This window comes from Companilactobacillus kimchii DSM 13961 = JCM 10707 (genome assembly GCF_001435445.1).
In the GTDB taxonomy this organism is placed as follows: Bacteria; Bacillota; Bacilli; order Lactobacillales; family Lactobacillaceae; genus Companilactobacillus; species Companilactobacillus kimchii.
In genome coordinates this window covers 18,537-41,020 of the sequence record NZ_AZDH01000026.1, presented here as the reverse complement: position 1 = coordinate 41,020, position 22,484 = coordinate 18,537, and the positions used below count along the sequence as shown (strand labels likewise).

Annotated in this window: 18 protein-coding genes; 1 reads left to right on the top strand and 17 read right to left on the bottom strand. The window is 34.9% G+C overall.

Annotated elements, in window-relative coordinates:
• Positions 1 to 28: 28 nt before the first annotated feature.
• The 12 genes from FC97_RS11090 to FC97_RS11035 form a co-directional block, all read right to left on the bottom strand.
• The gene (locus tag FC97_RS11090) at positions 29 to 1,276 is read right to left on the bottom strand and encodes an MFS transporter (protein WP_054643337.1); all 1,248 of its coding nucleotides are present in this window, start codon (positions 1,274 to 1,276) and stop codon (positions 29 to 31) included.
• A 305-nt stretch (positions 1,277 to 1,581) separates the two neighbouring features.
• Entirely contained in the window at positions 1,582 to 4,200 is a 2,619-nt protein-coding gene (gene adhE, locus FC97_RS11085) for a bifunctional acetaldehyde-CoA/alcohol dehydrogenase (RefSeq protein ID WP_056968231.1), read from the bottom strand.
• A 662-nt stretch (positions 4,201 to 4,862) separates the two neighbouring features.
• Positions 4,863 to 6,539 carry an oleate hydratase gene (locus FC97_RS11080; RefSeq protein ID WP_054643305.1) on the bottom strand — a complete coding sequence of 559 codons (1,677 nt, stop codon included), beginning with the start codon at positions 6,537 to 6,539 and terminating at the stop codon, positions 4,863 to 4,865.
• 166 nt (positions 6,540 to 6,705) lie between these two features.
• Positions 6,706 to 7,902: an acetate/propionate family kinase gene (locus tag FC97_RS11075; protein WP_054643306.1), complete on the bottom strand. Its 1,197-nt coding sequence runs from the start codon at positions 7,900 to 7,902 to the stop codon at positions 6,706 to 6,708.
• A 10-nt stretch (positions 7,903 to 7,912) separates the two neighbouring features.
• Positions 7,913 to 8,926, bottom strand: coding sequence for a class I SAM-dependent methyltransferase (locus FC97_RS11070; protein WP_054643307.1), 1,014 nt, complete (start codon positions 8,924 to 8,926; stop codon positions 7,913 to 7,915).
• Between the two features lie 245 nt (positions 8,927 to 9,171).
• Complete coding sequence (locus FC97_RS11065; RefSeq protein WP_054643308.1) at positions 9,172 to 9,645, bottom strand: ComGF family competence protein; 474 nt, start codon at positions 9,643 to 9,645, stop codon at positions 9,172 to 9,174.
• A gap of 224 nt (positions 9,646 to 9,869) precedes the next feature.
• Positions 9,870 to 10,322 (bottom strand): type II secretion system protein, encoded by a 453-nt coding sequence (locus FC97_RS11060; RefSeq protein ID WP_054643309.1) that lies wholly within the window; start codon positions 10,320 to 10,322, stop codon positions 9,870 to 9,872.
• Complete coding sequence (comGC, locus tag FC97_RS11055; RefSeq protein ID WP_054643310.1) at positions 10,292 to 10,621, bottom strand: competence type IV pilus major pilin ComGC; 330 nt, start codon at positions 10,619 to 10,621, stop codon at positions 10,292 to 10,294. Before comGC ends, FC97_RS11060 begins: the two co-directional genes overlap by 31 nt.
• On the bottom strand, positions 10,621 to 11,589 hold the full coding sequence (locus tag FC97_RS11050) for a type II secretion system F family protein (RefSeq protein ID WP_235628563.1): 969 nt from the start codon (positions 11,587 to 11,589) through the stop codon (positions 10,621 to 10,623). The genes comGC and FC97_RS11050 overlap by 1 nt, the downstream gene beginning before the upstream one ends.
• A 10-nt stretch (positions 11,590 to 11,599) precedes the next feature.
• Entirely contained in the window at positions 11,600 to 12,568 is a 969-nt protein-coding gene (comGA, locus tag FC97_RS11045; RefSeq protein ID WP_054643312.1) for a competence type IV pilus ATPase ComGA, read from the bottom strand.
• An 87-nt stretch (positions 12,569 to 12,655) separates the two neighbouring features.
• Positions 12,656 to 13,633, bottom strand: a complete 978-nt coding sequence (locus FC97_RS11040) for a Gfo/Idh/MocA family protein (protein WP_054643313.1) — start codon at positions 13,631 to 13,633, stop codon at positions 12,656 to 12,658.
• Position 13,634: 1 nt separating this feature from the next.
• Positions 13,635 to 14,675, bottom strand: a complete 1,041-nt coding sequence (locus FC97_RS11035; RefSeq protein ID WP_054643314.1) for a Gfo/Idh/MocA family oxidoreductase — start codon at positions 14,673 to 14,675, stop codon at positions 13,635 to 13,637.
• 170 nt (positions 14,676 to 14,845) lie between these two features.
• Between FC97_RS11035 and FC97_RS11030 the strand changes: the two genes are divergently transcribed.
• Positions 14,846 to 15,733: a MurR/RpiR family transcriptional regulator gene (locus FC97_RS11030; protein WP_054643315.1), complete on the top strand. Its 888-nt coding sequence runs from the start codon at positions 14,846 to 14,848 to the stop codon at positions 15,731 to 15,733.
• 33 nt (positions 15,734 to 15,766) lie between these two features.
• Here the strand turns inward: FC97_RS11030 and FC97_RS11025 are convergent, their stop codons facing one another.
• From FC97_RS11025 to glmM, 5 genes are all read right to left on the bottom strand, one after another.
• The gene (locus FC97_RS11025; RefSeq protein WP_054643316.1) at positions 15,767 to 16,501 is read right to left on the bottom strand and encodes a YebC/PmpR family DNA-binding transcriptional regulator; all 735 of its coding nucleotides are present in this window, start codon (positions 16,499 to 16,501) and stop codon (positions 15,767 to 15,769) included.
• Positions 16,502 to 16,831: 330 nt separating this feature from the next.
• Positions 16,832 to 17,350, bottom strand: a complete 519-nt coding sequence (locus FC97_RS11020; protein ID WP_054643317.1) for a VanZ family protein — start codon at positions 17,348 to 17,350, stop codon at positions 16,832 to 16,834.
• Between the two features lie 5 nt (positions 17,351 to 17,355).
• Positions 17,356 to 18,951, bottom strand: a complete 1,596-nt coding sequence (locus FC97_RS11015) for an APC family permease (RefSeq protein WP_054643318.1) — start codon at positions 18,949 to 18,951, stop codon at positions 17,356 to 17,358.
• Between the two features lie 82 nt (positions 18,952 to 19,033).
• The gene (gene glmS, locus FC97_RS11010; protein ID WP_054643319.1) at positions 19,034 to 20,845 is read right to left on the bottom strand and encodes a glutamine--fructose-6-phosphate transaminase (isomerizing); all 1,812 of its coding nucleotides are present in this window, start codon (positions 20,843 to 20,845) and stop codon (positions 19,034 to 19,036) included.
• Positions 20,846 to 21,111: 266 nt separating this feature from the next.
• A complete protein-coding gene (gene glmM / locus FC97_RS11005) occupies positions 21,112 to 22,464 on the bottom strand; it encodes a phosphoglucosamine mutase (RefSeq protein WP_054643320.1) in 1,353 nt (450 codons plus the stop codon).
• Positions 22,465 to 22,484 lie beyond the last annotated feature (20 nt).

Here is a 22,484-nt window from a genome sequence, read left to right as displayed (position 1 = left end):
GGCTGAAATCAAATAATTTCAGCCTTTTTTATTTAGCGTTCTTCACCATCTTAGGCAAAATAGCAAAAATAACTAATCCAACTAAGAACAATGCACTTAATGAAGCTGCTCCAATAGTCGATTTACCAGTTAGTTGTGTAACAATTGCTACAATAAATGGACCCATAACTGCTGAGAATTTTCCTAAGATATTGTAAAAACCATAGAACTCACTACCTGATTCTTTAGGGATAATTTTTCCAAAGTAAGATCTGCTCAAAGCTTGCAAACCACCTTGACTAGTACCTACCAAAATAGCTAAGACCCAGAAATCAAAACTAGATTTTAGATTTAAAGCATACAGACAAATTAAAAGGTAAACTACAATTCCTAACAGGATACCCTTTCTAGTAGAAGTTTTATCAGCAAGCCAACCAAATAGAATTGAAAACGGTACTGCAATTAATTGTACGACTAACATAACAATCATTAATTCGGACGTTTTTATACCGATATCCATCCCAATAGCGGTTGCCATTGTAAAGATAGTATCGACTCCATCTATATAGAAGAAATAAGCCACTAAGAACCAAGCTACTTGCTTATACTGTTTAATGTGTTTAATAGTTTGAAAGACTCGTTTAAAACTTCCTTTCAAAGGAGATGTTGTTGATTTTACAGAGTATTTTTGAGTAACATTCCTTTGTAGCGGTAGATAAAATACCAACCACCAAAGTGCTGCGATCACAAAGCTCCAATGAGCTATTCCTGTTCCATCTAATTTTCCAAAACCACTAGTTAATTCCAAAACAAGAAACAGTATAAAGGCAATTACTCCACCCAGATAGCCATAAGCATAACCGTAAGTCGATATTTTATTCATTTGCTCATCATTAGCCACATCAGTCAAAAAGCTATCGTAGAAAAGATTACTTACTGAGTAACCAATCGCTGACAGAACATAAACTAATAATAACAAACGCCACTGTGAGGCAGGGACAAAAACTAATCCTACTGTCATCACTATTCCTAACCAGCAAAACATACTTAACAAGCGTTTTTTGAAGTGAGGATAATCTGCTAATGCACCCAGAAACGGAGCTAATAACGATACTAACAGCGTACTAAAGCTATTAGCATATCCCCAGTACGCTGTAGAACTAGCTGCCGAAACATGATTAGCTGAAGCCATCGACTTAAAATAAACTGGTAAAACAGCTGTCGTAACAATTATCCCATAAGCAGAATTAGCCCAATCATACATGATCCAACTCCACTGCTCTTTATTAATTTTCAAATTGACACTTCTTTTATTCTTTAAAGAAATCATCAATTAACTACCCCCATCCATTTGCGTAAAGAAAACAGATTTATCTAACGCGAAGGAATTATAGCATGGGAAACGTTTTTCTCGACACAAGAAAAAGTAAACATTTTTGATAAAATTTATCTTACTCAGCAGCTATAACATAGGCTTTTAAAATATTCTGGATTAAAAATAATATCGGTTAATATACAAAAATAGTCCCAATAACTCACGATCAAGTTATTGGGACTATTTTTGTAGTGCTTGAGAATCCGTTTTAATTCATTCTCAACTTATTATTTTTCGATTCCTTTACCAACGTACATGTCTTCAAGGATTTGTTTCAATTCTGAAATTAATGGTTCTTTAGGATTTGTGAATGAGAATTGATCTCCAAATGCTGCTTCTGATAATGCATCAACATTTTCGTCAAATTCCTTCTTATTAATATAGTTGTCTTTAAGACTCAATTTAATACCAAGTCCATGTGCAAGATCAATGATCTTCTTGACCAAAGCATCTTTCAAAGCTCTATCATCTTTACCTGACAAGCCAATATATCTAGCAATAGCAGCATAATCTGAATCTGCTCTAAAACTCTCATACTTAGGCCACATAGTAATCTTTGTAGGTTGTTCGAAGTTGTAATTGATCACTTGTGGTAAAGCAATGATTGAAGCCAATCCATGTCTGATACCATAAACGTTTGTTAGAGCATCTGTGATTGAATGACCAACACCAGCAAAGGCATTACCAAATGACATACCTGCAAGTGTCGAAGCATTATGCATTTCTTCTTGCGCATCCTTATCACCAGCAGCTGCTTTTTCTAAGTTATCAAAGACTAATTTAATAGCTTGTAATGCATATGGTCTTGTATAATCCGAGGCCATGTTGGCTACATATGATTCAATAGCATTATTCAAAACATCCATACCTGATTCAGCAATGATGTCTTTTGGCATTGTTTCAACAAATTGTGAATCAATGATAGCAACATCAGGTGTTAAAGCATAATCGGCGATTGGGTACTTTGTTCCTGTTTGTGTATCAATAATAGAACTAAATGGTGTAACTTCGGCACCAGTTCCATATGTTGTTGGGATAGCAACAAATTGTGCTTTTTCAGGCTTAGGGAACTTGTAGGCACGTTTTCTGATATCAATGAATCCTTGTTTTGCACCAAAGAGATCAACATCAGGATGCTCGTAGAACAACCACATATCTTTGGCTGTATCCATCGTTGTACCACCACCTAATGCAATAATTGTATCAGGCTTGAATAAATTCATTTGTGTGACACCACGTTTTACAACATCTGTTGTTACGATATTATCAACGTCGGAGAACATTGAATATTCAACGTGGAACTTGCTACGTTTCAATTCATCAGTAATTGTATCAACAAAACCAAGTTGTACCATGACAGGATCACAAACAATAAAGGCTCTCTTCATACCCTCAAGATCTTCTAGATAACGAACTGAAGTCTTTTCAAAGTAAACTCTTGGTTGTTTAATCCATTGCATATTATTTCTCCGTTTTGCGATTGTCTTAATGTTAAGCAAATCAAATGAAGATACATTATGAGAAATGGAATTCTTCCCCCATGAACCAGTACCAAGAGTAAGTGATGGGATCATTTCATTGTAAAGATTACCAATACCACCAATAGCAGCAGGTGTATTTACCAAGACACGGCTAGCCTTCATCTTAATACCAAATTCTGTAGCTAAATCTTCATCCATTGTGTGAATACCAACTGTGTGGCCTAAACCACCAAAGTGTAACAATTCATCAGCTTTTTCGAAGCCTTCCTTGTGTCCAGCAACTTTATAAACTGATAGAACAGGTGAAAGTTTTTCGGCTGAAAGTGGTTCATCTGGACCAACCTTTGAAAGTTCAACACCAAGTACCTTAGTATCAGCAGGAACCTTAATACCAGCTAACTTAGCAATTTCAATAGCTGATTTACCAGCGATAGGACCTTTAACTCCACCCTCTGGTCTAAACATTGTATCAGCTAACTTCTTATAGTCTGATTTCTTAATGAAATAAATTTTATTCTTTTCAAATAGAGATTTAACTTCGTCATAAATATCAGCATCAACGATGGCACTATTTTCAGAAGCACAAACCATACCATTATCAAATGTCTTTGATAGAACAATATCATTAACGGCACGTTTGATGTTAGCAGTTTTTTCGATGTATGCAGGACCATTACCAGGACCAACACCCAAAGCAGGTTTACCAGTTGAATAAGCAGCCTTAACCATACCAGGACCGCCAGTAGCAAGAACACTGGCAACTCCTTCGTTATTCATCAAGTATGATGTTGCTTCAATACTTGGCTTTTCGATCCATTGGATGACACCTTCTGGGGCACCAGCATCAACGGCAGCTTTTAACATAACCTTAGCAGCGGCAACAGAACAATTTTGAGCTTGGGGATGGAAACCAAAGATAATTGGATTACGTGTTTTCATGGCAATCAATGACTTAAACATTGCAGTTGAAGTTGGGTTAGTAACGGGTGTAACACCTGCTAAAACACCAAGTGGTTCAGCGACTTTGATCAAACGATGTTCTTTATCGTCTTCAATAATACCAACAGTCTTGTCACGTTTGATTGAGTGCCAAATCTCTTCTGTAGCATACATATTTTTAATAACTTTATCTTCAACCATTCCACGGCCAGTTTCTTTATAGGCTAACTTAGCCAATTCAAAACTAGCATTCAATCCAGCAATGGCCATTTGGTGAACAATATGGTCAACTTGTTTTTGAGTAAAACCGTCCATGATATCCAAAGCTTTATGAGCCTTGGCAACCATAGCATCAATAACAGGTTTTACGTCTTCTTTTTCATCTGATTTTGTAGAAGCCTTTGTATCTTTGGAACCTTTCAACATCTGATTACCTCCAAGATTTAAAAATCAATATATTTGTTAACTAATTCACGTTTTATCTTATCACTGTACAATCAATGTTCAAGTTATTTCATTTAAAAAGTTCAAGTAAACGTTTTCACGTTGATATATCAACACCTGTGTTTCAAATAGCTCCCAAAAAATTATTTCACATCTTATTTCAATTGTGAATATTTCTTCACAATCTCATCAAAACGCTTGTTCTAGGTCGCTTCTCAGTTCACAAAAAAAGAGCCGAATCGAAATTCAGCTCTTGCTTGTGAAACTCTTTATCTTTTTTAATGAGATGTTTTGTCGTTTGATGTTAAATTTTGCTTGTTTCAAATATAAATTGATTATAGGCATCAACCTCCCTTAGGATAGGGTTTTCCATTTAGGTTTTCAACTTTTGAATACATTTTGTATTACAGAGATTTGGTCTATTCTATTCTCAATAGTTTTCCTTCTAATTTCTAATAACCATACTTCAAATCCTAACAACCAATCTTCTCTATTATTTTTCTCAAGTATGCTACCTAAACGGGTTGCGCAAGGGCAACCTCCTGTGGTTTGCTACAGTACTAGAATTGCCCGCATAGTACGCGTGCGATTCCAGCACTTAGGCAAATCCTCGGAGGCTATACGTCCTTGCTCCACCCTCTCTATTATCTGAACATGGTCTTAGTTGCGCGTGCCATTACCTTTGGATCTTTCTCATAATGATGCATTGGAGTCATTTCTGACAATGGAATATTCAACAATGTGTATACGGCACGTTGTGCTGCACGGAATGAATATTGCTCTGTAAAGACCATATCAAATGGTTGCTCACAGAATTGACTGATGAAGGCCAAGTTCTTACTGTTCTTTGGAACTACATCTGGACGATCTCCGACGGCTCTTTGATTGAACATTGCACTTGCATATGGTAAGTGAACAGGAATTACATTGACAATACTGTCCATAATTTCTTGTGTATGGTTCTTGATATTGTCTTTGCTTGGATCTACTTCTGCTAAGTGTCCTAGCAATTCTTCTAGCATTTCCTTACCTGTCATTTCCATTACAGGCTTTTGTACATAATCACCATTTCTTCTTGGATACATGAAGTAACCCCAGAATGTTGACTCATTAGGCTTTTGTGCCTTGAAGTGTGGTTGATGATGAACAACGATTGACAACAATGGTGTACTGTTGATCCATGTGTTCAAAGCATTTCCTGGCTCTTGTTGTGTAATACGTGAAATTTCATTTACCAAGAAGTGACTGTTAGTTGTAACTGTAAAACTGACCCACTCACTTTGTGTACGATCTCCAAAGAATTTATCAGGATTACCTAGTGAATAGAACTTCTCAGCAGCTTTCTTCCAAAGTGCTGCACTAGGTGCATAATCCATATTTTCTTTGAATGGTGTATTGAAATCACCGAGTGCTGAACTATCAGTAATTGAACCATTGGTATCAAAGACTAAGTCATTTTCAGCAATATCAATGTGTCCTTCTTTATTGTCATTGTCGACTTCTTCATACTTGAGTCCAGTAACGATAATATCATCTTGAAGTGGTGTATCTTTGAATTCCAAGTCAGTAACCTTACGGTTATTAATAAAGGTTACGCCACGGTCTTCCAAATATTTACGCATTGGTAGAATAATACTTTCAAATTGATTATATGGACTTCTTGTAACACCTTCTAGTGTATTGATACGACTGAATTCAAGAATCATACGATTCATGTAACGACGTAACTCAACAGCTGAACTAGCACGTTTGAAAGCAAATGTTGTTTGCCACATGTACCAGAAGTTTGTCGTAAAGAAGTGTGGACTGCTTGCAAACCATTCAGCAATACTAATGTTATTTAGTTTTTCCTCATCCTTTTCAGGCATCAACATCAATTTAGACAATAGATAACGATCTTTATTATCAAATTGCATATGTCTGTAATTGTCTTTATTTGGTTTTACACGTGGACCATCGCTATCAATCAAGCGTCCAACATCATGTGTTGGATGAGCGTGATCAAAATTCAAAATATCATCTGTAACTGTTTGTCCAGGATGATCCAATGAAGGTACTGAACGCAATACATCCCAAAGATTTTCAAATGTTTCTTCGTTTAACATTCTTCCACCTTTTGCTAGGAATCCTTTGCTGTTCGATAAAGCTTGGTTACCATACTCTGTTTCATAGTCCTTAACTGCAGCACCATCATTTGCACCATGGTCTTCTAGACCCATCATTGTAATTTGATCGCCATTAAATCCCCCATCACGAATCAAATAAATAGCAGCAGCTAAATTACCAACACCTGTACCAATCATGTAGGCTTTTCTTGTCATATCATGAACCTCCATTCCAAATTTGCTCTTTTCTATACACCCTTAATATAACAGTAAAAATAAAAAAGTAAAGGCTTACATTGCATTATTAACAACATTTTTAATCTAATTTTTAACACTAAAAAAGGAATCAAAACAATTTAAATTTGTTTTGATTCCTTGATTTTTAATCACTATATTTTATTAATCTAACTACATCACGAACTATCATCAATTCCTCGTCAGTTGGTACAACCAAAACATCAGTGGTTGAATCTTTTGTACTGATACGACGAATTCCCTTGCCGTTTTCATTAGCTTCTTTATCAATTCTTATACCACGATAATTAAAGTGGTTTACAATGTCCTCACGAATTTCAGCACTACCAGCACCAACGCCTGCAGTAAAGATCAAGACATCAGCTCCACCCAACAAGGCAATATATGAACCAATATACTTAACAATCCGATTGACAAAAATCTTGATAGCTAAATCAGAGCGATGATTCTCATCTTTTGTTGCTAACAAATCACGCATATCTGGTGATACGCCTGAAAGTCCTAACAAACCAGATTTAGTATTCAAAATTTTTACCATTTCATCAGGATCAGTAATCTTCATCTTTTGCATTAAATAAGCAACCAATGAAGGATCAACATCCCCAGAACGTGTACTCATAGTAATACCAGCTAAAGGAGTGAATCCCATAGATGTATCGACTGATTTACCGTCTTCAATTGCATCAATTGAAGCACCACTTCCAAGATGAGCAGAAATAATTTTAAGATCGGCTAATGGTCTTTGTAAATAATTGGCCGCTGCTTGTGATACATAACGATGGCTTGTACCATGGGCACCAAATTTACGGACCCCGTATTTTTCATAGTACTCATAAGGAATACTATACAAGTAATTGACTGGATCCATCGTTTGATGGAATGAAGTATCAAAGACTGCTACTTGAGGAACATTTGGCAAAATCTTTTCAAATGCTTCAATTCCAGTTGCTTGACCAGGATTATGTAATGGAGCATATTCAGAAAGATTTCTGATCTGTTGAATCACACGTGGAGTTACGATAGCTGAGTCTTTAAAGATACTACCACCAGCAACAACACGGTGACCCACTCCAGTAATCTCGTCATAACTCTTGATAATTTTTAATTCAATCAATTTATCAAGCATCATATTAACAGCTGTTGTGTGATCAGGAATATCTCCCAATTCACTGATCTTCTTGCCATTATATTCAACTTCAAAGACTGAATCTGGTAATCCCAAACGATCTACCATTCCCTTGGCGATAACCTTCTCATCAGGTACTGTATATAGTTTCCATTTTAATGTAGAGCTACCAGAATTAACGGCCATGATTTTAGACATTTAATCTCACCTAACCTTTAAAATTTTTTGCCCAGCCTTGCAACTGGTCCTTAAATCCCTCAAACAACTTAGGGTTATTGGTATCTGGTATTGTGCCCATCAAAACATTTTCCACTTGCTTAGCATTGCCGCCATGTTTTTGTAAAACTACGACTGCCTTTTGTGCTTCTTTTGATGCAAATAAGCTTGTTGGCAAATCTAAAACAGCTTGTAGATAAACACTTGAAACCATCCATTCAGATAATTTCTTTGCTTGATCAGTTTGGAAAATCTGTGAAGGTACAATGAATATACCGATTCCACCGTCATTTAAATTATTCATAGTTTGTTCAATCAACAAATGGTGAGCATAAGAATGTCCCTTGTCTGATTTTGTCTTGAAATTCTTGGCATTGTCATCAATTGGATAATAGCCAACTGGTAAATCAGCTACTGCCAAATCAATATCAGTAATATCCCAATCCGCAACACTATCTTGATGATAAGCATCTAAATTAAGATTCATTACTTCACTAAATGATTTTGTTAAAGAAACTAACGCATCGTCATTATCAAGTGCCGCAGCATTGATATTGAATTTGTCAGTCATATTCAATTGTTCAATAACTTCAATCAGCAAGTTACCTGTTCCAACAGTTGGATCGACTATGTTCACGTCTTTCTTATTTTGAACATTTAGTACCTCATAAGCAATTAAGCTAGTTATCAAACCAATCGCATCAGGAGTCATTAACTTATTAACTTCAGCCTTATCATCTTTTTGAGCTTTGATAATTGACACTGTAATCGCTTGCTTAAGTTGCAGTGGAGTTAGATTTAATTTCTTCATCTCTGCGTAGATATTTTCTAATTTAGAGACAGTATCTTTGTCAGGAACACCGTTCTCGACATAAACACTGCCATCAGAAATATCTGTCAATGTTTCGGCAAGTGATTCAATGTTGTTAACTCTTAAGGACTCCTTTAATAAAGAATTAGCTTGATTCATCTTATCAAAATATGTTTGCATATCTTTTTCTGACATGGTTAACCTCTTTGCTTAATAATTAAAATTTTAACGTTGAAAACGATTTTATTCAAGGATTCGTCAATTCACAATAGTCTATTTTATTACTTTTATTAATTTTCTTGTTAATTTGTTGCTCATAAATCTCATCTAAACGCCGGTATCCCGAGATTTGTTCGCCAATCAAATTACTAGTATATCCTACAATTAAAATTGCGACCGATAATATTAAAATACTATTTAATAAAACCGCACCGCGCCTTTTACATTTTCTGTTCATTCAACGTTAAGTACATTTCAGATTTTTCACCGGCTTTATTCACTGTTGTTATGATAACTAAATTTGAGATTTTTTCAATCTTAATTTCCTTCTGATTTACTAAAATAGGCTCATGTCCACCACTGACAACGGTCTTATATCGTAACATTTTATTATCCCCTTTGCCAAAGATATTAAAAACAAAAGCCGGGTGCTTATCATTAAGCCACTCCGGTTTTGTGTAGGATATATGATTGTCTTTCACTTCATCTATTTTTAAGGCATGATCCATTTCACTCTGAATGTTTTCCTGAGTTACATGCCAACGTAACTGATCTTTAAAAGTAGTGTGCTGTACTGTACGCATTATTAACAATGATTGTTGTAAAATTCCTAAAGTCATCAAAGTTATCATCAAAGCCAAAATTGATTCATACAGAACAAAGCCCCTTCTTCTAGCTCTTAACTTGATAGACATAATTATTTACCCTAACCTGATATGTATTTCCAATCTTTTGATAATAATAAATTCGATTCTTTATTGTTACTTTATTAGGCATATGCGAATTTTCCAAATGTAACAATATTATTTTATGAGCGTTAACCCTCTGTTCCCACTGATTGATCAATTTGAATTGTTCACTGACACAGAGAGATAGCATAAAAATAATTGTCAAGGAGATCGTTAGAGAAGTTAATGCCTCAACTAGGATAAATCCGCTGTGTCTCTTCAATGATTTCACCCCATCCCATTTGAATTCGATACTCATACTTACGATGTGTCAATTTAGATTCAAAAATAATTGTCTTAGGAGCTGATTGACCAGATTTTCCAATAAAGTAATCAATCGGACCGTTAGTATTTCTCAAACTTTTTGGAAAAATCTTCTTCTTTAAGATAATTTTTCCATTAACTGCATGCCGACCAAAAGTAACATGATCACCACGAATTTTTAGATAAGCTGGTTTCCGATTGAGATAAGAATAATTCATTTCGTTTTTAAACGAATTTTTAAACCACTCTAAAGATTCCTTTTCTTCAATACGAGCCTGATAATCTTTGAGGTTCCACACTGATACAACCAGCAAGCTGCAGACGATAGCTAGACTAATTACGGTCTCAATTAATGTGAATCCTTGCCTACTAGTGTCCATTCTCCGGTTTTATCATCCTTCTTTAAAGTCATATTAGCCTTATTCAATTTATCAAATTGTTTCTGACTTATATAATTGTCTTTTTTTAATGTATCTATACTAATTTCATCATTCGAATGATTCTCTGAATATAATCCAGCCTGACTAACAACGGTAGTTCTTAACGCTTCATTTGATTTCTCATTGGCATTATCACGTTGCTTAGTTAAATTTGGAATCATAATCAAAAGTAACAGCGAGATTATGAACAAAACGATAACCATTTCAATTAAAGTAAAACCTTTTCTTGTTTTTTTCATTATGAGATTCCTTTCATCATTCCATAAATTGGTAACAAAACTATTAAATAAGTCACGACAATTACAACCGCAATAATGGCAAATAGAATTGGTTGTACTAGTCCTAACAGTTTTTTTAGATTACGTTGTGTTTCTTCAAATTTTAATTCCGACATCAACAAAATATCCTGTGCTAATGCCGTTCCACTTTCACCGGCTTGTAAGATGATTCGTAATTGTTTCGGCAATAGTGGTTCCTTTTCGACCAAAGTTAATAAGCTTTTCCCACTAATCAAATTATTAATAAATTTAGTCGCTAAATGTTCTTGAATAGAACCCTTCTGAAAGTGGTTATTATTTTCACAAATACTTTGTAGATTCATCCCGTTAGCTAATTGCATTCCTAATCCCTGCAATATCAAAAAATGGAAAAAGCTCTGATAAATTTTTCCTATAAATGGTAATTTCACAAGAAACAGAGCCCGAACATACTCATCTTTTTTTCTAAGAAATGCTACCAGAAGAAGGGTACTTAAAGCTATTAAGAACAGAACCAGTAAAATTAATCCCAAAAATAAATCTATTTCCTGACTACCACCTGCAACAGCCAACTGAGGAACAATATAGAGCTTCATCCCTATTAACATTGTTATTAAAAACATCAATATGAAAGCTGGATAAGCTAATAATTCTTTAAACTTATTCTTCTGCTTAGACTGACTTTGTAAAAGGGTCCCCGTTTGTTCCAAGGCTTGAGCCAACTTTCCGTGATTCTGAGCAATAATCAATTGATTATAAATGACCGTGGGTAAATTAAAATGGATCAATGATTGTGAAATCATTTTTCCTTGTCGCAAATCCCGATAAACTAGATCAAATACATTTTTCTCATCATCCAATAAACGAAGACAATTGATTGAATCACTTAGTGAAAAACCATTCTTTAAAAGTTTGCTAATTAAAATTAAATATTCAGCTTTTTTTGCCATTGAAAATTTTTTACCCATAAATATATTCCTGATAAGTTGTCTGATTGATTCGACCGACTTGATAAGCCTCTTCCAACATTGTCTGCCAATTTTTGTCGGTAACTTCGTCTTTCATATATTTCTCAATCTGTGACGCATCTAAAGTATCAATAAATAATTTCAAATCACTAAAAGTCGGTACTAAACGTTGATAGGAAATAAAATTAATACCATTCAAGATATCAATCTCATCAATTCCAAATTGCCGCAAGCGCTGAAGAATGGAATATTTAGATTTTCCATGAATTGTTGACATAACTGTATATCCACAAAGTGCTGCTTGAATGGCTTGTTGTGCCGTCTGCTTATCTCTAATTTCACCTATAATCAACACTTCTGGTCGATGGCGAAGACTAGTCTTTATTAATTCTTCATAAGTCATACCTGCATCATCGTTAACCTGTAACTGTAAAAAACTATCTTCGACAATTTCAATCGGATCCTCAATGCACATAACTTTCTTATTAATACTTAATTGTCGTCCCAAAGTGTACATTAAAGAAGTTTTACCTGAACCCATGGGCCCAGAAAACAACATCATTCCCTTCCTTTGCGCAATTGGTAAGATTTTTTGAATCAAATCCTCATCCACCATTGAGTTAAATTCTTGTGGATAAATTAATCTCACGACCATAGATTCACGATTCTGAAAATCCCCTACTGAGGAAATTCTGATAAAAATACGTTTATTTTGATAATTAAAGTTAAATGATCCTTTCTGTGACCGACGTCGCTCTGATACGTCCAATCCTCCATTAAATTTCAAAAAATTCATAATGGCAAAACTTTCATCATTAGTTAAATCGGCTACTGTATAGTTCTGAAAAGAATTACTTGCTTCAATGTGATAAAAGTTATCGTGTGGAAAAAAATAAATATCCGAAATTTTATTAATGCATGCTTCTGTTAATAAATTGTTGACCATTGACTCGGCTGTCATCAAATGCCCCCTTTCAGGTAAAAATTACGAAGAAAAAAGCAAAAAAATACTCTCAGTAATCTTTTTTACAATTACTGAGAGTATTTTTTAACCTAATTTAATTCCTGAATCCTTCAATGCGGCATCGACAACATTCATAACGGTCATACTATGTTGCATTCTTTCCTTAGCAGCCTTCATATCGTGTTGCTTAATCATTTGATTGAAAGTCTTAAATTCTTCATACATGCGATGTGGATGAACCTTTTTATCTACCCGTTCAAAGTCAGCACCATTTAGTTGTTCACTGTAATCCTTCATAACATTCGTTGGTCCGTCAACTACAATTGATCCTTTATTGCCTTGAATGGTTGAAGTAACTTGAGCTGAACAATCCTTGGCAGCAATGCAGACCACCTTTGTTTCAGGATAATCGAGTACCAAAATACCAGAAGTATCAATTCCTCGCGTTACATTAGCATAATAATGAACTGCTTTAGGCGCACCCATCAAACCAATCACAAAATGAATATTATAAATATTCAAATCCATTAAAGCGCCGCCACCCTTTTTAGGATCAAAGACTGGTAAAATTTTCCCGGCTAAAAACGCGTCATAACGATGCGAGTATTGTGAATAATTACATTCAATTACCTTTAAAGAACCTAGTTCTGGCAAGGCTTGTTTTAATGATTGATAATTAGACAAGTATTGATTAGTAATAGCTTCAACCAAAATTAAATCGTTAGCTTCTGCTAAATTTTTCAACTCAACCAATTGAACCGAATTCAATGTAAAAGGCTTTTCACAAATAACATTTTTCCCAGCTTCCAAAGCCATTTTAGAAAATTGATAATGTAAAAAGTTAGGCAATGCCACATATACAGTGTCAATTTCAGGATCAGCTAAACACTCTTGAACATCAGTATAAATCTTCTTGATCTGATTAGTTTTTTGCAATTCTTCCATAATTGGTAAATCTTTTGGTGTTCCCATAATAGCAGTTAATTCCACTTCAGGAAGATCGTGAATCATTGTTAGAAAATCTTTGACAATCATGCCAGCTCCAAATATCGCTAATTTCATCCTAATCACCTTCCTTTTCCGTAATTTGATTTATACCCGTTTCAAGCATATGAATTTGATAGATAGTCTCTTCATCTTTAACTGTCTTAGGCTTGCCATTGATAATAGCATCATATAATCCTTGATAAACTCGGCTATAATCACCAATTTCTGAAACAACTTTTTCCTGATGGTATTGATTATCATTATCTAAATAGGTTAAAGTTCCATAATCTTCTGGACGATCGATACCGAAATCATCATGATCTGGCATATAAAAGTGCTTTAAATCAACTTCTTGACGATCCATATCCTGTTTAACGAAGACTCCTTTTTTACCATAAACAGTAAAGCTAGGACGTGACACCAACCTGAAGAAACTTGATTTAACAGAAACTTTCATAATTCCGTAATACATATCAATATCAAAATAATCATTCATTCGGTTTTCACCTAATAGCTGACGAACATCGTAGTGAACCTCATCTGCTTTACCAAAATATGAAATAATTTGGTCCAAAGTGTGGCAAGCGTGACCATATAGAAAACTATGGCCAACCGAAAATTGTTTTTCACCTTCAGGAACATAAGGACGGAAATAGTCATAAGTCGACTCAATTTCCAAGATATCCCCAAGTTTTCCACTTTCAATCACTTTTTGAACAGTTAAGAAATCTGAATCATAACGACGATTTTGATAACATTGAATCAACAGATGTTTAGCATTGGCCAATTGGAATAATTCTTTAGCCTGAGCTTCTGTTTCCGTAAATGGCTTTTCCACCAGCACATTCTTATTATGATTGAGTACTTCTTTTGCTAATTTATAATGTGCTCCAGCTGGAACTGATAAAACTACTAATTGAATTTCTGGATCATTATAAATATCATTTATGTCAGTTGTATATTTAATGCCATCGATCTTTTTCCAAACATCGTGATTGATATGACGAGCGTAAATTGTCTTTACTTTAATTTGATCCTTTAATTTTAAAGAAAATGGTAGATGATAACGATTGGCACTTTTACCATTTCCAATATATGCGATAGTCAATTTTTTCATAATTGATTCCTCCCTTTATCCATAAACACACTTTACAGGCAAAAAACTAAATTGATAACCTTTTGACTTGAAACTGATCATTATGAACAAAGATAAGTATCAATTACACCAATCTCATAAACATTATGTTCACTGAATTCGGTATAATCAGATTAGAAGGAGATCCGCCTATGCTTTTTTCAGATAGAATTACTCATATTAATGATTTAACCGATAATGAACAACGTATCGCTAAATACATTGAAAATAATCTTAATGCCGTCTCAACCATGGCAATTCAAACCTTAGCTTCAAAAACTTATACATCCCATTCAGCCATTGTTCGTTTTGCCAAAAAACTAGATTATAGTGGCTTTCGAGCTATGCGCCAAGACATCAGCAAGGACGTGCAACAGAACATCACTAAATTGAACGATGTCGATGCTAACTTTCCTTTTTCTTCAACCGATTCAGCCGTTGATATCGCCAAAAACATTTCTGATTTAACTATTAATGCTGTAAAAAGAACTTTGGCTCAAATAAATGAAAAAGAACTAAGCGCTGCCGCAACCAAAATTATGGACAGTAAACGTCTAGTTCTCTTTGCAATTGGTGACACTCAGATTCGAGCTCGTGGTTTTCAAAGTAAACTTATTAAGATTAATAAATTTGCCATCATCGCTGAAGAATACAGTGATGAATCATGGACTTCCGTTAATTTAGATGAAAATGACTTAGCTATTTTTCTTTCTTATACCGGTAATAGTTCTAACTATTTAAATCTAATAAAATTTCTAAAACAACAGAAAGTCCCTACACTTTTGATAACTGGCAATCCTGATAGTCAAATGATTCAATATGCCTCTCAAACTATTTCCATCATTCAAAACGAGTACGATATTTTTAAGGTCAGTACTTTTGCTTCGCAAATCACTTTCGAATATCTACTGGATACTCTCTTTGCAATTGTTTATTCACAGTCATACAAAAAGAATTTAATTAAATTACAAAGTAACTATAATAAACTAACTTCTAACGACATCCTCGATAGTATTCCTAAAGACAAAAAAAGATCGTAAACATTATGTTTACGGTCTTTTTAGTTAAAGAACTTATTCTTCATCGTTATCTGCAGCAGCAGTATAAACTTCTGAAACATCTTCATCATCTTCAAGTTGATCAATCATATGTTGAAATTGTTCTTTTTTCTCTTCTGGAACAGGTGTAGTGTTTTGAGGAATCATTGTTAATTCTGAATCAGCAAGTTCGTAGCCCTTTTCGATCAAACCATCACGAACGGCTGCAAATTCTTTAGCTTCAGTATAGATTTCATAAGCGTCATCTGATGTTTGTAGATCATCAGCACCAAGGTCCATGATATCCATCAAAACAGTATCTTCGTCTTGAGTATTCTTTGTACGGTCCAAAACAATGTAACCTTTACGGTCGAACATGTAAGCAACTGAACCACTCGAGCCCAAGCTTCCTCCGTTACGGGTAAATGCAACACGTACGGCAGAAGCAGTTCTGTTCTTGTTATCTGTTAAAGCTTCTACTAGAACTGCAACTCCACCTGGAGCGTAGCCTTCGTATGTAACTTCATCATAATGTTCATCACTGCCACCTTCAGCCTTGTCTAAGGCACGTTTGATGTTGTCCTTTGGCATATTAGCTGCACGAGCTTTATCTACGATTAAACGAAGGGCAGCATTATCGTTAGGATCGGCACCACCCGATTTAGCTGCCATGAATAACTCACGAGACAGCTTTTGGAAGATTTTACCACGTTTTGCATCTTGGGCATTTTTTCTACCTTGGATGTTATGCCATTTTGAATGTCCTGACATTTCTGTTTCCTTCTTTCATGATTATTGTAAACCGCATATAATTTTATCAAACTAATCGCGGTATTTCAATATCCGTAGGCTAAATAAACCATAAAAAAAGATATTTTCTTTAACTCAATTGAATTTTTTAAAATCTAAATTAATCAAAACTAAAAATCCCAGTGCGACGCCTAATAGACGGATTTTATGTCATTATCATTACCTGTTTGTGGAAAAATTTTTAAATTATTCGTTGAATTCTTGCGAGCGCTTACCAAATTACTCTTAAAATCAGATTACCTCTAAAATAAAAAAACTTTATCAACCCGCAAAACACAGGTTAATAAAGTTTTATTTATTTTTAATTTCATGCCGACGAATTAAGTACAGAACAAGAACTAATATTAAAATTCCCACTAAAGCACCTGTACTATCTAAAATGACATCCTCAACCAAGGGTGTCCGACCACCAGTTAGACCTTGATGAAATTCATCAAACGCTGCTAATCCAGTCGTTGCCATCCAAGGAATAAAAATCATCAAAACGAAGTTCTTCTTAAAATACACGTACAACGCTAAACACAAGAAAACTCCTAACAACAAGTAAATCCCAAAATGGGCACCTTTTCGAATGAAAAATTCGACAAACTTAAAATAACCATCATTCTCAATGGATTGATACTTACCACTGTAGGTAAAACCAATTTTAGATAAGGCACCATAAAATGGTTTACCAGCTAAATATTTTTCTAAAAATGGTACTGAGGTCTGTTCTTTATAGGTCATTGAAGAACTGTAAAAAAGGATTGCCTCGATTGCAACTACCAGTCCCCAGAACCATTTTTGTTTTGTTTTTAAACTATTATCCATTAACTCTAATCATTCTCCAACTTAACAGTCGAATTGATTTCTTTAGCATCATCGAAGTAACCAGAATAATACAATGAATGAGTTGCCCAATAATACATTACAGTTGAGAAAATCAAGATAACAACAAAGTCCATTGGATACTTAATCAAATTCATTCCACCAAAGTCTGATCCACCAATCCATGAAATAATTGATAAACCAAACAGATGAACTATCAACCAGAGACTGGCGTACAACTTCTGTTTAAATTCTTTAAATCCACGATGGTAATCATAAACAAAATAAATTGGTAACCCAACAATAATGATTACGATAACTTCAACCGTAGTTGGGAACATAGCCCAATAAATTGCCAAACTAATTAAATCAAAAACAACTGGAGCCAGAATTTTCATTCCTTTAATTTTTGTTGGTCTTCTCATTTCCGGACCCATTTTACGCAAGCTTCCCGCTACTACTGGACCAGATAGCAAGGAGATCAATGTTGATGCTGCAACAACACGCGATAATAATGACCAATTTTTGAATAGTAAAATTAAAATAAAACTAACAACAAAATCGACCATTAAGGCTATTCGTGGTGAATTGTATTTATTATTTGAATTGCTCAAGAATAAAGGTAAATGTTTATTCTTAGGCATTGAAGATAATGATTTACTTGCAGATGAAGCAAAAGCAATTCCACTACCTACTGGAGAAATGAAGGCTGTAAAGTAAACCAAAGTTGATAACCAATAGATATTCAACAAGATAGCCAAATCAGCAAATGGTGAATTGAAGTTGATCTTTGACCATCCACCGCTGACGACGGACTGTGGCAATGCTCCAATAAAGACAATCTGCAATGCAATATAAATCAAAGCACTAATCAATAATGATAAGATAATTCCTCGTCTAATATTAACTGATGGTTTCTTTATATCATTGCTCAAATTAATGACCGTTTGAAAGGCCACATATGAATAAATAATTCCGGCACTACCAATTGCCACGAAAATTGATGAAGTACCATTAGGCATAAATTCACTGAACGAACTCCCCATATTATTGAAATCAAAATGAGCCGTAACCAAAACAATCATTGTAATAATAGGCACGACTACCTTTAATACAGAGATAAAGTTATTAAATTTAGCCATAATTGTAACTGACCAATAATTAATAATTGTAAAAATAAACAACATGACTGTTGCCATCATAATTCCTTGGGTGCTAAGTTGTCCGCCCTTCATAAATCCATGCGTCCAATTAGCCCACTCCCACGGCCACGTACTCATGTACTGAACCGAGGCCACAGCTTCAATCGGTAAAATAGCTAATAATGAAATCCAATTAGCCCATGAGAAAATATGTCCTAACAACGAACCATGAGTGTACATCGTAAATCGACTCATAGCTCCCTCTTCCGGAAACATCGTCCCAATTTCGACATAAACCATTGCAATCATTGCTACTAAAACTGCTCCCACAATCCACGCAATAATTGCTGCTGGACCGGCTATTTGTGCCGCTTGACTAGATCCAAACATCCAACCTGAACCAATAATTGCACTTAGCCCAAACATTACTGTTGAGAACAAATTTAATTTTTTATTCCTCATAAAACCACCAATCTATAATTTTTATAATAAAAAAATAGCCTTCATTACGAAGACTATTATATATCCATTATGTAAATTTAGGCTACTCTACTGTTACACTTTTTGCAAGGTTACGAGGTTTATCGACATCGTTACCACGTGCCAAGCTTGCATAATAGGCAATTAATTGAGCCGGTACAATGCTGATAATTGGTGAAATCAATTCATCAATCTCAGGAATAATGATTTGATCCCCTGCTTCAGCATATTTTTGACTAGCAATTACTAAAACATGTGCTCCACGGGCTTCAACTTCTTGAATATTACCGCGAGTATGGCTAGCACCAATTCCATCATTTACGTAAGCAAAGACTGGCGTATCCTTTTCAATCAAAGCAATTGTTCCGTGTTTCAATTCTCCAGCAGCAAAACCTTCAGCATGAATATAAGAAATTTCTTTCAACTTAAGAGCAGCTTCAAGAGATAGAGCATAATCAACGCCTCTACCAATGTAGAAAGCATCAGATTTATTTGTTAAGTAGTCGGCTGTTAACTTCTTAATCTTATCTTTTTCGTCAACGATTGTTTGAATACCATTGGCGGCCAAAGCTAATTGTTCTTTCAAATTAAATTCTTTAGCAATTTGAAGATCCTTAGCTTCACCCAAAGCCTTAGCTAAAACTGCTTCAACAGCAATTTGTGCTGTATAGGCTTTTGTAGAGGCAACAGCGATTTCTGGTCCAGCCAATAATTCCATTGTGTAAGTAGCTTCTCTAGAAAGAGTTGAGTTAGCTACGTTTGTCATTGTTAGACTTGGCAACTTCATCTCATTAACTTTAACTAATACTTGACGACTATCAGCTGTTTCACCACTTTGTGATAAGAAGATAAAGAAAGGCTTCTTAGAAAGTTTTGGCATATGATAACCAAATTCACTACCTAATTCGACGTCTACTGGCACGTCAGCAATCTTTTCAAAAATATTGCGACCAACTAAACCAGCATGATAACTAGTTCCGGCGGCGACGATATACAAACGATCAGCTTGTTTGATTTCATCCAACAAATCTTGTTCAACGTTTAATGAACCATCATCATTGATATAATTCTTAGAAATCTTTCTCATAACATTAGGTTGTTCGTCAATTTCTTTCAACATGTAGTGATCATATGTACCTTTAGAAATATCATTTTCATCAATATTTACAGTATAAGAATCTCTTTGAACCTTAGTACCATCGATCTTACTAATTTCAACTGAACCTTTCTTCAGGATAACAACTTCACCATCATGAATTTCAACGAATTCGTGAGTTTGATCAAGCATAGCCATAGCATCTGAACAGATAACATTGAAGCCATCACCCAATCCAATTAAGAGTGGACTCTTATTTTTTGCAACAAAGATACGATCTGGTTCTTCTTTATCAATCATAGCAAAAGCATATGAACCTTCGATTAAACTAAGTGCTTTACGGAAAGCTGCTTCGCCATCCATACCTTTTTTAGCAAAATAGTCGATTAATTGTACGGCTACTTCAGTATCAGTTTGACTTTCAAATTTAAAATCAGATAAATATTCTTTTTTCAGCTCAGCATAGTTAGTGATAACACCGTTGTGTACCAGATAAAAACGGTTATCTTCTGAGAAATGAGGATGAGCATTTTCAATTGTTGGCTTTCCATGTGTTGCCCATCTAGTATGTCCGATTCCGGCTAGGCCTTGAACATCACTCGTAACGGCATTCTCTAATTCACTTATTTTACCAACTTCTTTAACTAAGAAGTCTTTACCTGTTTGATTATTAACGTAAATACCAGCTGAATCATAGCCACGATATTCAAGTTTTTCCAATCCATTTAATAAAATATCAGTTGTATTATTATTTCCAATTACTCCGACAATTCCACACATAATAATTATAGCCTTTCTTAATTGGTATAGTTTAATTTATTATAAATGGTATAGCTCATTTGAACTGTACTCATCACCTTGCGACAATGACTAGAATACTAATCTATTGTCATTATGTCAAGAAATCTTTAATATTTTTTATAAATGGTATAGGTGGTATGTACCGATTATAAATATTGGTATATATTATATAGACCAATAAAAAAGAGAAACCAAGGATTAATTCCCTCAATTTCTCTTTTTTGAATTTCTTTATCTGTATTATATTAGCTTAATTCATTTTTAACAACTTCAACGATTTGGTCACAATATTCATTGACCTTTTCCTCAGTCGAAGCTTCACACATAACACGAAGCAAAGCTTGTGTACCACTAGGACGAACTAATACACGACCGTCCCCATCCATCTCATCCTCAACTGTCTTGATAACGTCAAGGATTGCTTGATGCTTGTCCCATGAATTCTTGTCAGATACAGGAACATTGACAAGCTTTTGTGGATAAACTTTTACAGGGGCAGCTAATTCAGCTAAACCCTTGCCAGTTTCTTTCATGACATGAAGTAAATGTGTACCTGTAAGCATACCATCACCAGTATTCATGTACTCATACAAAACAACGTGTCCTGATTGTTCACCACCGATGTTATAGTTATTCTCACGAATCTCTTCAACAACGTGACGATCACCAACAGCTGTTTGTACAGAATGCATCCCATTGGCTTCAATAGCCTTGTATAAACCAATATTACTCATAACAGTAGTTACAATTGTATCCTTCTTCAAACGTCCACCATCATGCAAATATTTACCAAGGATAAACATAATTTTATCACCGTCAACAATATTACCATCAGCATCAACAGCAATACAACGATCTCCATCACCATCAAAAGCTAGTCCAGCTATGGCATCTGATTCTTTAACACGTTGAGCCAATTGCTCTGGATGAGTTGAACCAACATTCTTATTGATATTGATTCCATCTGGATGTGAAGCCATGATATCAAAGTCTACATTTAAGTCAGCAAAAAGTGTACTTGCTAAACGACTTGTTGAACCATTAGCAGTATCAAGCACAATCTTCATACCACTAAGATCATCAGAAAGAGTTTGCTTCAAGAATTGTAGATACTTTTGAGCACCCTCTGGATAATCAGAAACACTACCCAAACCTTCGGCGGAAGGTCTTGGCAAAGTATCTTCTTTTGCATCTAATAGTTCTTCAATCTCTTCCTCAACATCATCTGGCAACTTGTAACCATCTGATCCAAAGAATTTAATACCATTGTCTTCAGCAGGATTATGTGAAGCTGAAATCATAATACCAGCATCAGCTGAAACGGCACGAACAAGATATGCAACAGCGGGTGTTGTAATGACATCCAAATTTAAAACTTCAATACCAACTGAAAGCAATCCTGAAATCAAACTAGTTTGTAGCATTTGACCAGAAATACGTGTATCTCTAGCAACCAAAACACGTGGATGCGCATTTTCGTTATCTGAATGTTGTGTTAAAACATAACCACCACATCTACCTAATTTAAAAGCTAATTCAGGACTTAGCTCTTTATTTGCAATACCTCTTACTCCGTCTGTTCCGAAATATTTTGTCATGAAAAATTTACCCCCAGCGT

What these genes read in the sequence shown, in the direction of transcription:
- adhE (WP_056968231.1), bottom strand. Translation starts at nt 4,200, where the DNA reads ATGTTGAAAGGTTCCAAAGATACAAAGGCTTCTACAAAATCAGATGAA.
- FC97_RS11080 (WP_054643305.1), bottom strand. Translation starts at nt 6,539, where the DNA reads ATGACAAGAAAAGCCTACATGATTGGTACAGGTGTTGGTAATTTAGCT.
- FC97_RS11075 (WP_054643306.1), bottom strand. Translation starts at nt 7,902, where the DNA reads ATGTCTAAAATCATGGCCGTTAATTCTGGTAGCTCTACATTAAAATGG.
- FC97_RS11070 (WP_054643307.1), bottom strand. Translation starts at nt 8,926, where the DNA reads ATGTCAGAAAAAGATATGCAAACATATTTTGATAAGATGAATCAAGCT.
- FC97_RS11065 (WP_054643308.1), bottom strand. Translation starts at nt 9,645, where the DNA reads ATGTCTATCAAGTTAAGAGCTAGAAGAAGGGGCTTTGTTCTGTATGAA.
- FC97_RS11060 (WP_054643309.1), bottom strand. Translation starts at nt 10,322, where the DNA reads ATGGACACTAGTAGGCAAGGATTCACATTAATTGAGACCGTAATTAGT.
- comGC (WP_054643310.1), bottom strand. Translation starts at nt 10,621, where the DNA reads ATGAAAAAAACAAGAAAAGGTTTTACTTTAATTGAAATGGTTATCGTT.
- FC97_RS11050 (WP_235628563.1), bottom strand. Translation starts at nt 11,589, where the DNA reads ATGGCAAAAAAAGCTGAATATTTAATTTTAATTAGCAAACTTTTAAAG.
- comGA (WP_054643312.1), bottom strand. Translation starts at nt 12,568, where the DNA reads ATGACAGCCGAGTCAATGGTCAACAATTTATTAACAGAAGCATGCATT.
- FC97_RS11040 (WP_054643313.1), bottom strand. Translation starts at nt 13,633, where the DNA reads ATGAAATTAGCGATATTTGGAGCTGGCATGATTGTCAAAGATTTTCTA.
- FC97_RS11035 (WP_054643314.1), bottom strand. Translation starts at nt 14,675, where the DNA reads ATGAAAAAATTGACTATCGCATATATTGGAAATGGTAAAAGTGCCAAT.
- FC97_RS11030 (WP_054643315.1), top strand. Translation starts at nt 14,846, where the DNA reads ATGCTTTTTTCAGATAGAATTACTCATATTAATGATTTAACCGATAAT.
- FC97_RS11025 (WP_054643316.1), bottom strand. Translation starts at nt 16,501, where the DNA reads ATGTCAGGACATTCAAAATGGCATAACATCCAAGGTAGAAAAAATGCC.
- FC97_RS11020 (WP_054643317.1), bottom strand. Translation starts at nt 17,350, where the DNA reads ATGGATAATAGTTTAAAAACAAAACAAAAATGGTTCTGGGGACTGGTA.
- FC97_RS11015 (WP_054643318.1), bottom strand. Translation starts at nt 18,951, where the DNA reads ATGAGGAATAAAAAATTAAATTTGTTCTCAACAGTAATGTTTGGGCTA.
- glmS (WP_054643319.1), bottom strand. Translation starts at nt 20,845, where the DNA reads ATGTGTGGAATTGTCGGAGTAATTGGAAATAATAATACAACTGATATT.
- glmM (WP_054643320.1), bottom strand. Translation starts at nt 22,464, where the DNA reads ATGACAAAATATTTCGGAACAGACGGAGTAAGAGGTATTGCAAATAAA.